The organism is Stenotrophomonas sp. P5_A8, from assembly GCF_056400545.1.
This window is the reverse complement of the sequence record NZ_JBFULB010000011.1, coordinates 1-13,937: the sequence shown is the minus strand read 5'-3', so window position 1 is coordinate 13,937 and position 13,937 is coordinate 1. Positions and strand designations below refer to the sequence as shown.

Genomic DNA, 13,937 nt, shown 5'->3' with positions numbered 1-13,937 from the left:
TGGCTGTGCATGAGCAACCTCGCCAGCATGGCGGAAATGCAACTGGCTCGAGACGCCTTGGTGAACTATCCGTCCAGCCACAGGGCCGCGATGACCGTGGTATTTCCGTTTGAAGCTGGGCAGGTCCACAGAGTCATCAAATAGCACCTCTGCTGTTCTGAGCGCATCGCGCTACACGCCTCAAGAGCCGTAGATCTGCTTCGCCGTCCAGCATCCTGGCAGCGCAGTAGATTGTTCCTGTCAGGCCCGGTCCGTCGACACCCATACACGCCCCACCGGATCCAACTCGGCGGTGGTCATGGCCTCGGCGCGCCAACCAAATCCGCACACGGCCAGCACCCCGTCAACCATCGGATCGAAACCAAGCAATCCCTCGATCTCGGATTCGTTGATGGCGGCGGTGACAAAGGCACCGAGCCCCTGCGCCGTGGCGGCGGTGTACAACGCCTGCGAGACATGCCCGACATCCAGGGTGACGGCGCGGTATGCCTTGACATGATTGCGGTACTTCCAGAAGTTGCGGCCAAACCGGCAGACCAGAACCACCATGACATGCGCGGAGGCGAACCAGTACTGCCCCGACAGCAGGCGCAGGCATAGCGCGTCCAGGTCGTCGGGTTGGGTGGTTTGGCGTCCCAGCTCGTGTGCGATGGCGTGATAGTGATAGATACCCGGCGAGAGTCCCTCCACATCCCGAGCGATGACGTAGGCCTCCAAAGGGTGGAGGCTTCCTGCCGACGGCACGTTCTTCTTCAGGAATCGCACGCCCGGCTCGGTCTCCACCTGGGCCTGCGCCATCAGTACGTTCTGCAGCATGCCGGCCAGCATGCTCAGTGGCACCGGGCGATCACGCGCGTAGTTGCGGCAGGTAGTGCGGCCTGCGAGCAGTTCTGCGACGGCGTCCGGCGCTGGCCGTGGGAGTGCTATGGCACCAGACACCCGGGCGGGTGCCTCGGCAGGCGGCTTGCCCAACTGCTGGACCAGCTCCTGCGCGGTGACCAGCCGGTTTTTCTCCATCTCGCCGGCGCTGTCTACGCCCGACCAGCGGGAGTGCCGGTGATGGATCGCGGAAAGCGCCCACCAATGCCCATCACGCACACGCTGATCGGCCTGCCTCGCCGCGACCGGCTCACCCCGCTCGGTGATCAGCAGACCTACGTCCCGCAATCCCAGCACCAAGGCAAGCTCCTCGGGCTCCTCGGGAAATGCCTGCCACTGTTCCGCACTGCTCTGAAGGAGGAACATGCAGGCGGGGACCGCCAAGGCAACAGGTTCGTCCAGATGGGCTGCGCGCACCAGCAAGCGGCGTTCGAACCCGATGCCTGTGCCACCTGCCAGCAAGTTGTCGAGCGAGAACACCGGCTGCTCATCTGGGAGGACGGCCACGGCGTAACACCGACGATACCTTGAGATGTTCATGCGTATCCTGCTGGCTGAAGGTCTGGCCGATTTTCAAAGATACCGAATCGGGATGCACATGGATATTGAATGAAGCTCCTTCCGACGGCAGCGTTCTCAAGACCGGCAAGAGCTGGCCGCTATGGATACCGATACCGTGACATCCGATGCTGCGCATTACTTCCTGACATACACAACTGGACCTTCTGCATATGGCGAATCACAAAGTACCGCTTTCCCTTTCCGATGCTGCCGCACTTCTGGATCTGCTGACAACCGACGATGCGTTCCGCGCCGCATTTCAAGCAAACCCGGCAGAAGCGCTTAAGCAGGTGAGTGAAGCTGCGGCGGAAGCGGCGGTCGAGTGCGCCATGCCGGGCCAGCTCGCATCAGTGGAAGAGCTGCTGGCTTCGCGCGCTCATCTCACCGGTCATCTCACCGAGAAGGGTATGTTCACCGTGCCGCATTGCTTCGTTGCGGGCGGCCAGTAATACGAGGATCTCGTCCCGGCGCCGCCTTGGCGACGGGACACCCCGACCGGGGCGGATAGGCCACGCTGTCACGGACGTTCAACGAGCGAAGCACCGCAGATCCTGCAACCTCGCCATAGGCCAGCCCACGCTGGCTTCGCAACCACTCCTGCTGCGCTGCCTCTCCCTGGGTATCACCGGCGTCGCGTAGCGCGGACGCCAATACACTGTGCGCCTGGAAGAGCTCATTGCCATTGATGAGCACCTTTAGCTGACGTGCCGCGCCGGCCGGGTCGCCAGCCATGCGTTGTTGATTGGCCTTGACGACAGCTAACAGCTCAGTGGTCTTCGCATCGCCTATCTCACTGGATAGTGTTTGCATCTGCGGCGTGTGACGGGCGAATGCGTCGCCCAACCCCATCCGTTGTGCCGCATACATCATCGATGCGGCGAAGAATAGCCGCTGCCCGCGATCATCGGCAGAGGGATCACCGGCAAGGGCAAGCAGGGACCCGAACGTCTTCTCCACCCGAACGCGAGACGCACACATTCCCGATGCCGCCTGGGTGACGACGGCAACCACGGAAAGGAACTCGCACACCGAAGCAGAATCTTTGCAGTTTGCAGCCGCCTCTACTGCCGCCGCTGCAGCAGCCTCCGTGTCCCCGCGATCCAAGTCCAGCGAGACCCCTTCCAGCCACTGTGCAGGCCCGGGGCCTGGAATRGCCGCCAGCATCTTGCTGGCCTTTTCAACATCACCGGACGCGGCGATCGCCGCCACCATATGTCTGTTTGTCTCACCGTTTGACATCGTCAACGCGCGGCGCTGGGTGGCCAACGCGGCGTTCAATTTTCCTTGTGCCAATTGAATGCGCCCAAGCAGATGCAGCGTCACCGGCCTCAGCGGGTTCTGTTGAACGTCGGCAGCTGCAACGGCACTCTCTGCTTCTGCGTACCGCCCCAGCAGGAATGCCGCCCAGGCATGGTTCACCCGTGCCCCATGATGGTCAGGGTAGAGATTCTCCATCGTCGCCCAGGCATCCAGCGATGCGGACTCATTGTTCGAGAGCAGGTCCAGCTTCCATGCGTCCAGATACAACTGTTCCCTCGTCGTCAGGCGACTGCGCAGGCGGTCAACCTTCGCCAGGATGTCCCGCGCTTCATCCCGCTTGCCGAGGCTAACCAGCACGCGCATCTGCGCAAGCCAGGCCATCGCAAATTCGGGGTCGATGTTGGTGGCTATCTCAAAGTACTTTCGCGACTCTCTCACCTGGTCGTCGCCATACATTGCCTGGCCCTTGGCATATGCGTTCAGGGCATCCAGGTTTGCCGTCGCAACTTCCGGCAGGGGATTGGAGGCCCGCTGCACGTCCGACAGGGCTTCACCCAGGCGGCCGCGCAATTGAGCGACTACCTCATCGGTGGAGGACAGCGCCGAGCTGTAGCCCCTTCCATCGGCGTATACGCTATAGACAGACTTCTTGCTCACCGGATCGATCACGTCAATCGAGACCCGGAGCTTTCCGTGGATTTCGCGGACGGACGGTACAAGCACCGCCCTGGCACCGTCGCGTGACGCAATCTGGACCGCGGCGGCCCGGTCGATGATGCTGCCTGGCGCGCGCATCATCCGCCCCATCGTGTCGCGGGTCTTGAGATCGCTGAGCACGTTCACGTATCGGGACTGTTCAAGGCTGATCCGAAACGCCTGTCCGAGCCCATCATTCAACAGCGGATTGCCGGTCGCATTCTCGATATCGGCCAACACCACCCAGTCTCGCTCGGCAAAAGCGATCGCCGGCTCAGGACGGGCAATCAGCCAGATGGTCAGAATTGTGGTCACGATCAGCGTGGCCTGCGCTGCCATCGCGATCGGGCGACGCCAAAGCGGGATATCCCGCATCGCCTTGGAAGAGGCCCGAGGACGCTGGAGCGGCGGAAGCGACGGCCCATGGACGCCAAATACTTCGAGTGGCTGCGGAACGCCCTTGAAGCGCCAGCGTCCAAACGACTTCCATTTCAAGCCATTGCCGGTCTCTCCTAGTCTGTCCACGAGTCGTCGCACCATCGACTCGGCAGTGGAGGACACCAATATCTGGCCGGGACGCGCCAGCTGCATCAGCCGGGCCGCCATCGGTTTGGCCAGGCCCTCCACTTCGACAGCCTTGGCACCGAACGCCACGGCTTCAGCGCTGTTGTTCCACAGGATCACCTCGCCCACATGCAGGCCTGCGCGCGCGCGTATCGGGATGCCGCACTGATCGCCCAACCGCTGCAGGTTGTGTTGGTAATCCAGCGCAAACCCCAGCGCATCAATCGCCCGATCAAACAACAGGAACAGCCCATCGGAGCGGTCGATCTGCTGCCCATTCCACTGCTGCTGCAACGTCAGCACCAACCGGTCGTGCTGCTGGAATAGCTCGGCGGCGGCCGCATCGCCAATCCGCTCGACCAGGATCAACGAATCGCACAGGTCGGTAAACAACAACGCCCGCATCTGCGGTGCCTGGGTCGACGTTCCGTTGTCGCCATTCATGCCGTTCTTCCCGCGTCAGGGTATGACGGTCGCGGCACGCGACCAGTGCAGCCGGTTGCCGCCCAGGCGCTTGGCCTGGTACAGCGCGTTGTCGGCGCGAGCGTACCACTCGCTCCAGTCGGTATGGGGCTCGAGCAGGCGCACGCCGATGCTGACCGGACAGACGTGGGGCACGCCGTGGGCGCGGTCCATCAGGCCGTGCACGGCGCTGAGGATGAACTCGGCGGCGTGCTGCAGGCTGTCCTGGTCGGCGCTGCGCAGCAGCAGGCAGAACTCGTCGCCGCCCAGCCGGCAGGCCATGTCCCGTTCGGTGGCCACCGAACGCAGGATATTGGCCACGCTCTGCAGCACGCGGTCGCCGGCCTGGTGGCCGTATTCGTCGTTGACCTGCTTGAACCGGTCGCAGTCGATCAGCAGCAGGCCTTGCGGGGGGCCGTCGTCGTGGCTGCGGCATTCCTGCAGGTACAGCGCCAGGCCGCGGCGGTTGTGCAGGCCGGTCAGCTCGTCGGTGCGCACCAGCTCGCGCGTGTGGGTGAGCTGGTGGGTAGTGACGTAGAGGTTGTCCAGCGCGGTTTCCAGGTCGTGGTTGCGCCGGCGCAGCTGCCGGATCAGGACCTGTTCGTTGCTGACCACGCGCATGATCGTGCGGCGCAGGAAATAGGCGATCAGGCCGGGGTCGCGTTCGACCAGCCGCTGGAAATCGCCGTTGCCCAGCTCCAGCACGACGCTGTCGGCCACGGCGCGGGCATCGGCGCTGCGCGGGTGGTCGCCGATCAGCAGGCCGAGTTCACCGAAGAATTCATTGCGCCCCAGCGACTTCACCAGCAGGTCTTCGCCGAAGTCCAGTTCGATGCAACCGCTGACGATCACATACATGGTGTCGCCGGGTTGACCCCGATGGAACAGGTGGTCACCCTGGGGCAGGAGGCGCTCCTGGCCGAACTCGGCGAACAGGTCGAATTCGCTCGGGCTCAGGATGGCGTGCACGATCTCAGCCATCGCCGTCTGGGCGATGCCTGGTTCCTGTTCGCACACATTCGCCGCCGCAACCTTGCCGGTCATCCCGTGCACCCGCTTCCCAGCGTTCCCCCGGTGAGCGGATGAGGATAGCACCCCTAAAAACTGTGCGCCTCATCCCATTTCAGAGCACGGACGCCGTACTTTTTCGACCGGCCCGGCACATCCCCCTTCCATACGCGCTCCGGATCGGCCAGCGGCCACCGGATCCACGCGGCGCCGGCCGTCGAGCGGTCCGAACAAGGCGACGGGCGGTCTCGTTGCCGCCCGTCACGCCGGCCTTCCCTGGCCGCCCTTAGGGGAGCTGCAGGCGCCGGTCAGGCCGCGCGCTCGGCGTTGAACTGCTCTTCCTCGGTCGAGCCGGTCAGCGCGGTGGTCGAGGACTGGCCCTGCTGAATGGCCTGGGTGACCGCGTCGAAGTAGCCGGTGCCGACCTCGCGCTGGTGCTTGACCGCGGTGAAGCCGCGATCGGCGGCGGCGAACTCGGCCTCCTGCAGCTCCACGAAGGCGCTCATCTGGCGGCGCGCGTAGCCGTGGGCCAGGTTGAACATGGAGTAGTTCAGGGCGTGGAAGCCGGCCAGGGTAATGAACTGGAACTTGTAGCCGTATGTGGCGATTTCCTTCTGGAAGGTCGCGATGGTGGCGTCATCCAGGTTCTTCTTCCAGTTGAAGCTGGGCGAGCAGTTGTAGGCCAGCAGCTTGCCGGGGAACTTGGCATGGATGGCCTCGGCGAACCTGCGCGCGAACTCCAGGTCCGGCTTGCCGGTCTCGCACCAGATCAGGTCGGCATAGGGCGCATACGCCAGGCCGCGGCTGATCGCCTGGTCCAGGCCGTTGCGGGTGCGGTAGAAGCCTTCCGGGGTGCGCTCGCCGCTGGCGAAGGGCTGGTCGTTGGGGTCGATGTCGCTGGTCAGCAGGTCGGCGGCCTCCGCGTCGGTGCGGGCCACCAGCAGGGTCGGCACGCCCATCACGTCAGCGGCCAGGCGCGCGGCGTTGAGCTTTTCGATGGCCTCGCGGGTGGGCACCAGCACCTTGCCGCCCATGTGCCCGCACTTCTTCACCGAGGCCAGCTGGTCCTCGAAGTGCACCCCGGCCGCGCCGGCCTCGATCATCGCCTTCATCAGTTCGAAGGMGTTGAGCACGCCGCCGAAACCGGCTTCGGCATCGGCCACGATCGGCTGCAGGAAGTCGATATCGTCCTTGCCCTCGGCATGGTGCAGCTGGTCGGCACGCAGCAGCGTGTTGTTGATGCGCTTGACCACCGCCGGCACCGAGTCGGCCGGGTACAGCGACTGGTCGGGGTACATCTGGCCGGCCAGGTTGGCGTCGGCGGCCACCTGCCAGCCGGACAGGTAGATGGCATTCAAACCGGCCTTGACCTGCTGCATGGCCTGGTTGCCGGTCAGCGCGCCAAGCGCGTTGACGAAGTCTTTTTCCTGCAGGTAGGTCCACAGCTTTTCCGCGCCCAGCCGGGCCAGCGAATGCTCCACGTGCACGGTGCCGCGCAGGCGCACCACGTCGGCGGCGGTGTAGTTGCGCTGGATGCCCGCCCAGCGCGGGTCGGTGTTCCATTCGTGCTGGATCTGTTCGGCGGTCGGCAGCGTGCTCATGGCGTTTCTCCAGGGGGGAATACGTTGAATGGGTGAAGCGATGCTGGAGGCGGGCGGTACAGGTCAGTCCAGACGGTCGTAAGCGGGCAGGGTCAGGAAATCGGTGAGTTCATCGCGGCGGCTGAGCTGCGCCAGCAGCGCGATGGCTTCGTCGATGCGGGCGGCACCGGGCAGCGCACTGCGGTCGCCAAGGCGTGCGGGAAGCTGGGCCAGGGTGGCGTCGAGCAGGGGCAGGTCGATGGCGGTGCCGTCGTCGAGCTGCTGGCCGGGCACGTGCAGCCACTGCCACAGTTGGCTGCGGCTGATCTCGGCGGTGGCCGCGTCCTCCATCAGGTGGTGGATCGGCACGCAGCCGTTGCCGTCCAGCCACGCGGCCAGGTAGCGCACGCAGACTTCCACGTTGCCCTCGAAACCGGCGCGGGTGATGGTGCCGGTGGGCGCGGCGATCAGCGCATCGCGCCCCACCTGCACATCCCGGCGCAGTACCGCGTGCTGGTTCGGCCCGGGCATGTGTTCGTCGAAGATCGCCTGTGCCACCGGGATCAGCGCCGGATGCGCCACCCAGGTGCCGTCGTGGCCGGCGGTGACTTCGCGCAGCTTGTCCGCCCGCACCCGCGCCATCGCCTGTTCGTTGGCGGCGGCATCGTGGTTGATCGGGATCTGCGCGGCCATGCCGCCCATCGCATGCGCGCCGCGGCGGTGGCAGGTGCGGATCAGCAGTTCCGAATAAGCCTTCAGGAACGGCTGGGTCATGGTCACCTGGCCGCGCTCGGGCAGCACCTTGTCGGCGTGGCGGCGGAAGGTCTTGATGTAGGAAAAAATGTAGTCCCAGCGCCCACAGTTCAGGCCGACGATGCGGTCGCGCAGCGCATGCAGGATCTCGTCCATCTCGAACACCGCCGGCAGTGTTTCGATCAGCACCGTGACCTTGATCTGCCCGTGCGGCAGGCCGAGCATGCCTTCGATGTGCGACAGCGCGGTCTCCCACAGCGCCGCCTCTTCCATGCTCTGCAGCTTGGGCAGGTAGAAGTACGGGCCGCGCTGTTTGCACATCAGCGTGCGCGCGTTGTGGAAGGCGAATACCGCCGCATCGAACAAGCCACCGGCGATTGGCTGGCCGTCGATGCGCACGTGCTTTTCGTCCAGGTGCCAGCCGCGCGGACGTACGATCAGCACGGCCTGTTCGTTGAACGGACGCAGCGMGTACTGCTTGCCCGGCTTGCCGTCCACCGACGGGCCGGTGTGGGTCAGATCGCCGCGCACCGCGCCGATCAGCGCCTGCTGGCCGGCCAGCAGGTTGCGCCAGGCCGGTGCGGTGGAATCCTCGAAGTCGGCCATGAACACCTTGGCCCCGGAGTTCAGCGCGTTGATGACCATCTTCGGGTCGGTCGGGCCGGTGATCTCCACGCGGCGGTCCTGCAGCGCGTCCGGCAGCGGGGCGACGGTCCAGTCTTCATTGCGGATCTGCGCGGTGTCGGCGCGGAAGTCCGGCAGCCCGCCGCCATCGAAGAACGCCTGGCGCGCCACCCGGGCCTGCAGCCGGCGCTGGCGCTCGGGCTCCACCGCACGGTGCAGCGACACCAGCAAGGCCAGTACCCCCGCCGGCAGCAACGCGGACTGGCCGGCGAGCTGGGTGGTCAGCGTGATCCCGGGGGTGGCGGGGGCATCGGCCGGGGTGGGCTGGGCAGTGGCGAAAGCGGCGACGGCGGACATGGCGGGCTCCTGCAATGCGGTAGGGCTTCACCGTGCGCCGCCGTACCGTATTTGACAAAACAGTTATCGCAATGCATTACATAAGGTGAGCTTATACTCGTGACACCATGCCCACACCGCGCCCGCCAAGTCCCCGGTTTTCCTACAAATCCGATCGGCTCAAGCCGCTGCGGGCGTTCTGCCAGACCGTCCGGCTGGGTTCGGTCTCGCGTGCGGCTGAGGCGCTTTTCGTCAGCCAACCGGCCATCAGCCAGCAATTGCAGGCGCTGGAGCGCGAAGTGGGGGTGGTGCTGTTCGAGCGCAGCGGGCGCCGGCTGGTGCCCAGCCGCGAAGGCCAGCTGCTGTTCGAGATGGCCCAGCCGCTGGTGGAGAACCTGGACGGGCTGGAGGCCAGCTTTCGCGACAAGGTGAAGGGGCTGGACGCGGGCGAACTCAACATCGCCGCCAACAGCTCGACCATCCTGTACCTGCTGCCGCGCATCGTGGAGCGCTTCCGCCAGCGTCACCCGGACGTGCGCCTGACCCTGCACAACGCGATCAGTGCCGACGGCACGGAACTGCTGCGCAGCGATGCGGCCGACCTGGCGGTGGGCTCGATGACCGACGTCCCGGCCGACCTGAGCTATGCGCCGGCCTACCGTTTCGAGCAGGTGCTGATCACCCCGCCCGACCACCCGCTCACACGGGTGAAGGAACTGACCCTGGAGGCGATCTCCGCCTATCCGCTGATCCTGCCACCCAAGCGCCAGATCACCTACCGACTGGTGGACCAGGTGTTCCAGCGCCAGCGCATGCCCTACACCGTGGCGCTGGAAGTGGGCGGCTGGGAGGTGATCAAGCAGTATGTGGCGATGGGCATGGGCATCTCGATCGTGCCGGCGTTGTGCCTCAACGATGCCGACCACGACAAGCTGCTGACGCGCTCGATGAGCGCCTGGTTCCCCGAGCGCAGCTATGGGGTGATCGTGCGCCGTGGACGCTTCCTGTCGCCGCAGGCGCGCGCCTTCATCGACCTGATCCAGCCGGACCTGTTCACGCCGCGCAGCTATGATGAAAGCGGTCATTCCGAGCGCTGACGCAGGCCCCTTCCATGCCGATCGAACTGCGCCACCTGCGCTACTTCCTGGCCGTCGCCGACACCCTGCATTTCGGCCGCGCGGCCGAGCGCCTGGGCATGTCGCAGCCGCCGCTCAGCCAACAGATCCGCCAGTTGGAAACCCTGCTCGGTGCGCGCCTGTTCCTGCGCGCCAATCGCCGCGTGGAACTCACCGATGCCGGCCGCGTCCTGCAGGAGCAGGCACGTGAGGTGCTGGCCCGGGTCGACACCGCGATTGATCTGACCCAGCGCGCGCAACGCGGCGAAACCGGCGAGCTGCGCATCGGGCTGACCCGTGCCACGCCGCTGTCCACGCAGATTCCCCGGGCGATTTTCGCCTACCGCCAGCAGTTTCCGGAGGTGCAGTTGAAGCTGCGCGAGATGAACACGCTGCAGCAGATCGATGCGCTGATGGCCGGCGAGCTGGACGTCGGGCTGATCCGCAAACGTGCTTTGCCGGCACCGTTGATGTCGCGCAAGCTGTTCAGCGATCCACTGGCGCTGGTGGTGCATGGCCAGCATCCGCTGGTACGCGGTCTGGCCGCCGACGCACCAGTGGCATTGCGGCTGTTTGCCCATGAGCCGTTCGTGGGTTTCCTGCGCGAGGTCGGCGCGGGCATCCACGATCATTTCATCGCATTGTGCCGCAGCGCCGGCTTCACCCCGCGTATCGTGCAGGAAGCCGGTGAGGCCTCGACGTTGATCAGCCTGGCCGCCTCCGGGCTGGGCGTGACGGTGCTGCCATCCTCGTGCAGCCATATCCAGGTCGACGGTGCACGTTTTGTCGCCCTGAGCGACCGCGCCGCCAGTTCGGAAGTGCACGTGGCCTGCCGGCGCGGTGCGGCCTCGCCGCTGATCGCGCACTTCACCCGGCTGCTGCAGGGCGTCAGCGGCTGAGCGCGAGCGCGGCGGCGGCGGTCGGTTGCACGCGCTGCCGCAGCCGCCAGGCAATCGCGCCGCCGGCCACGGTCAACACGCCGACGAAGCCGCACACGCCCAGCCAGTCCCAGTGCGTGTAGAACACGCCGCCGATCACGCCGGCCACGCTGGAGCCCAGGTAATAGGCGAACAGGTACAGCGCCGAGGCTTCCGCGCGCATCGCCCCGGCACGGCTGCCGACCCAGCTGCTGGCTACCGAGTGCCCACCGAAGAAACCAAAGGTCACCAGCGCGATGCCCAGGGCCATGCAGCCCAGCCACGGCAGCGCCAGCAGCACGATGCCCAGCGCGATCAGCCCGTAGCAGATCGCCAGCACGCGGCTGCGACCATGCCGGTTGGCCTGCTGCCCCATCCACGCCGAGCTGAAGGTGCCCACCAGGTACACGCTGAAGATCAGCCCGACCACGGTCTGGCTCAACCCATAGGGCGGGGCGAGCAGGTGGTAGCCCAGGTAGTTGTAGAGGGTGACGAACACACCCATCAGCACGAACGCGGTGGCGAACAGCCACGGCAGCCCGGGATCGGCGAACAGACTGCGCCAGCGTGCCGGCAGTTCGCGCAGGCCGCCGCGACGGCTCTGGAAGTGGCGGGAGGGCGGCAGCTGGAACCACAGCAGCACGGTGCTCAGCAGCGCGATCGACGACACCACGCCGATGCCCCAGCGCCAGCCCCAGTGGTCGGCCACGATGCCGGCGATGAGACGGCCGCTCATGCCGCCGATCGCATTGCCGCCGATGTACAGGCCCATGGCCAGGCCCAGCGCGCGGCTGTCCATTTCTTCGGCCAGGTAGGTCATGCCCACCGCCGGCACGCCGCTCAGCGCGATGCCCAGCAGCGTGCGCAGCACCAGCAGGGTGGACCAGTCATCGACCATCGCCGTCGCCACCGACAACACGCTGGAGGCCAGCAGCGCGGCGACCATCACCCCGCGGCGGCCGATGCGGTCGGAGATCAGCCCGGCGATCAGCATCGACACCGCCAGCAGCCCGGTGCTCAGCGACAGGGTCAGCGCGCTGTTGGCTGCCGAGACGCCGAAGTGCCGGCTGAACTCGGGCAGCAGCGGCTGCACCGTGTAGAGCAGGCCGAAGGTGGAAAAACCGGCCAGGAACAGTGCCGCGGCGGTGCGCCGGAACGCCGGCGTGCCTTGCTGGATGTGGTCCGCAGCCGCTGCCGTGGCGGGGGCCTGGGGGCTGCGGGCGGGGACCGCTGCGGTGTCGCCATTCATGCCGGTAAGGCCCGTGTGTCCGGGCCGGAGTGAAGAGTCAGCGCTCAGGATAGGCAGCGCCGACAGGTCGATCCATAACCTGGACTGTCTGGATCGAGACGTCCGACATCTCGATTCAGATCACGCGCCGGGTTAGAGGGACTGCCAGGTCAGGCCCTCGCCGCGCCGGTAGTAGACCCGCGCGGCCTTGCCATACAGGGCGGAGGCATCCACCAGACCGAAATAGCGACCGTCGGCGCTGTTGCCACGGTGGTCGCCAAGCATCAGCACCTTGCCGGCCGGCACGGTCAGGCCGCTGATGTCCGGACCGCCGCCCTGGCCGAGGTCGAGCTGGGCCAGGTGCTGGCCGAAGTCCTCGATCTCGCCCGCGCCGGCCTCGGCCAGCGGCTGGCCGTTGATGCTCAGGTGGCCCTCGTGCAGTTCCACCCGGTCACCGCCGACGGCGGCGATGCGCTTGATCAGGCGGATGCCGTCCACCGGCGAGTCGAACACCGCCACGTCGCCGCGCTGCGGCTGGCCGGTGTGCAGCAGTTCAACCGAGGTGAACGGCAGGCGCAGACCGTAGGCGCGCATGTCCACCACCACCCGGTCGCCCGGCATCAGGGTGTGCTGCATCGAGCCGCTGGGCACCTGGTAGTGGTTGGCCAGCGAGTCGCGTGCGGCCAGCAGCAGGCCGAGCATCACCGCCAGCGGGAGCGCTTCCTTCTTCAGCCAATGCAGCATCCGGTTCGGGGCAGCAGCGGTGGAACTATCCATGGCAGGGCGCTCTCAAGGGGTCTGGTTGTGACCGGCCGGCGGTGGCCAAGTTCCCGGTGGTTGGTGCAGAAGCTACGCGATATTTACGCGCGGAAGCGGCCACCGGCATGGCGGTTTTACGGGCCCCGGTCGCATCGTGGCGTCACCGCGCCGCAGGGCGCTTGTTCGAGGTGTTCCATGACCATCCTGATGATCCGGCACACGCCGCCTGGCGCGGCGCCGGATGCCGCGCCGGTGCCTGCCCGGGTCGCCGGGCACCGCCTGGCCTGCCGCGATTGCGACTCGCTGCCGGCGCTGGTGCGTTGCCTGCAGCGGGCCCAGCGCAGCCGTCCTGCCTTGGTGCTGATTGCCACGACCGCCGTCGATGGCCATCAGTGGGCGCGTTACGGCCAGGCGCTGCGCAGTGCGCTGGAGGCGTTGCCGGCGCCGTACATCGAGATGGCCAGCAACGACGACGACGCGCTGGATGACCACCTGCACCCGCAGCACGCACCGACCGCGCGGGTGGTGTGCAGCAGCGGCCGCGACGATGCCTGCCGGCTGTCGCTGGCGATCGCCGCGCGTCGCCTGCAGGTCGTGCCGGAGGGGGCCTGAGCCATGTCGATCTTCATCATTCGCGGGCCGGAAGCAGCCGGTCCGCTGATCCGCACCGCGCAGCCGTTGCCGGCACCGGTGTTGAAATCGCTGGTGCACCGTGCGATCGATGCCGGCACCACGGTGGCAATCCGCGCCTGCGGCTCCGAACAGGAACTGCTGGACGCGCTGCGCGTGGCCGACCACAGCCGCGGCGAGGTGACGCTGCTCGATCCGGGCGCCTGCGTAGGCAGCGTGCGCCTGCACCGGTTGCTGCCGCATCTGCACAATGTCTACGTGGAAGTGCACGACGATGACACCCGGACGCCGGAGGCGTGCCTGCCGGCGGACGTGGGCCAGCGTATCGGTGTGGCGCACGGGTACCGCGCGCAGAGTTACATGCATGCACTGGAGATCGCGTTGGACCATCTTGGGTGCAGCGAGATCGTGGAAGGCGTGCACGTGGGGACGTGAGGGGTATTGCCGCCACGCGGGGCGGTCGGTGGGTCGGGCACTGGGCCCCATGCCCTTTCCGGCGAATGTCCCCCGGTGTCGGCCTGCGGCCGCCCCCTCCTCCTTTATTTCGCCTCCAAGGGCATGGGGC

General features: G+C 66.5%; 12 protein-coding genes. 5 read left to right on the top strand and 7 right to left on the bottom strand.

Going from position 1 to position 13,937, the window contains the following annotated elements; translation table 11 throughout:
* Window positions 1–240 precede the first annotated feature (240 nt).
* Complete coding sequence (locus AC1DQP_RS01780; protein WP_256775253.1) at window positions 241–1,419, bottom strand: putative peptide maturation dehydrogenase; 1,179 nt, start codon at window positions 1,417–1,419, stop codon at window positions 241–243.
* 191 nt (window positions 1,420–1,610) lie between these two features.
* Between AC1DQP_RS01780 and AC1DQP_RS01775 the strand changes: the two genes are divergently transcribed.
* Window positions 1,611–1,889, top strand: a complete 279-nt coding sequence (locus AC1DQP_RS01775) for an NHLP-related RiPP peptide (RefSeq protein WP_256775254.1) — start codon at window positions 1,611–1,613, stop codon at window positions 1,887–1,889.
* On the opposite strand, the gene AC1DQP_RS01770 is transcribed toward AC1DQP_RS01775, so the two are convergent.
* From AC1DQP_RS01770 to aceB, 4 genes are all read right to left on the bottom strand, one after another.
* Entirely contained in the window at window positions 1,852–4,404 is a 2,553-nt protein-coding gene (locus AC1DQP_RS01770; protein ID WP_478051005.1) for a putative peptide modification system cyclase, read from the bottom strand. The genes AC1DQP_RS01775 and AC1DQP_RS01770 overlap by 38 nt on opposite strands.
* A gap of 15 nt (window positions 4,405–4,419) precedes the next feature.
* Entirely contained in the window at window positions 4,420–5,466 is a 1,047-nt protein-coding gene (locus AC1DQP_RS01765) for a GGDEF domain-containing protein (RefSeq protein WP_478051004.1), read from the bottom strand.
* A gap of 272 nt (window positions 5,467–5,738) precedes the next feature.
* Window positions 5,739–7,031, bottom strand: coding sequence for an isocitrate lyase (aceA, locus tag AC1DQP_RS01760; RefSeq protein WP_478051003.1), 1,293 nt, complete (start codon window positions 7,029–7,031; stop codon window positions 5,739–5,741).
* Window positions 7,032–7,094: 63 nt separating this feature from the next.
* On the bottom strand, window positions 7,095–8,744 hold the full coding sequence (aceB, locus tag AC1DQP_RS01755) for a malate synthase A (RefSeq protein WP_478051002.1): 1,650 nt from the start codon (window positions 8,742–8,744) through the stop codon (window positions 7,095–7,097).
* Between the two features lie 107 nt (window positions 8,745–8,851).
* On the opposite strand from aceB, the gene AC1DQP_RS01750 reads away from it, so the two are divergent.
* Complete coding sequence (locus AC1DQP_RS01750; protein ID WP_457319159.1) at window positions 8,852–9,820, top strand: LysR family transcriptional regulator; 969 nt, start codon at window positions 8,852–8,854, stop codon at window positions 9,818–9,820.
* A 14-nt stretch (window positions 9,821–9,834) separates the two neighbouring features.
* Window positions 9,835–10,737: a LysR substrate-binding domain-containing protein gene (locus AC1DQP_RS01745; protein WP_457319160.1), complete on the top strand. Its 903-nt coding sequence runs from the start codon at window positions 9,835–9,837 to the stop codon at window positions 10,735–10,737.
* On the opposite strand, the gene AC1DQP_RS01740 is transcribed toward AC1DQP_RS01745, so the two are convergent.
* Window positions 10,727–12,004 carry an MFS transporter gene (locus AC1DQP_RS01740; protein ID WP_457319161.1) on the bottom strand — a complete coding sequence of 426 codons (1,278 nt, stop codon included), beginning with the start codon at window positions 12,002–12,004 and terminating at the stop codon, window positions 10,727–10,729. The genes AC1DQP_RS01745 and AC1DQP_RS01740 overlap by 11 nt on opposite strands.
* A 132-nt stretch (window positions 12,005–12,136) precedes the next feature.
* Window positions 12,137–12,760, bottom strand: coding sequence for a signal peptidase I (gene lepB / locus AC1DQP_RS01735; protein ID WP_478051001.1), 624 nt, complete (start codon window positions 12,758–12,760; stop codon window positions 12,137–12,139).
* 177 nt (window positions 12,761–12,937) lie between these two features.
* On the opposite strand from lepB, the gene AC1DQP_RS01730 reads away from it, so the two are divergent.
* Complete coding sequence (locus AC1DQP_RS01730; RefSeq protein ID WP_457319163.1) at window positions 12,938–13,354, top strand: hypothetical protein; 417 nt, start codon at window positions 12,938–12,940, stop codon at window positions 13,352–13,354.
* 3 nt (window positions 13,355–13,357) lie between these two features.
* A complete protein-coding gene (locus AC1DQP_RS01725; protein ID WP_457319164.1) occupies window positions 13,358–13,807 on the top strand; it encodes a 3-dehydroquinate dehydratase in 450 nt (149 codons plus the stop codon).
* Window positions 13,808–13,937: the final 130 nt, after the last annotated feature.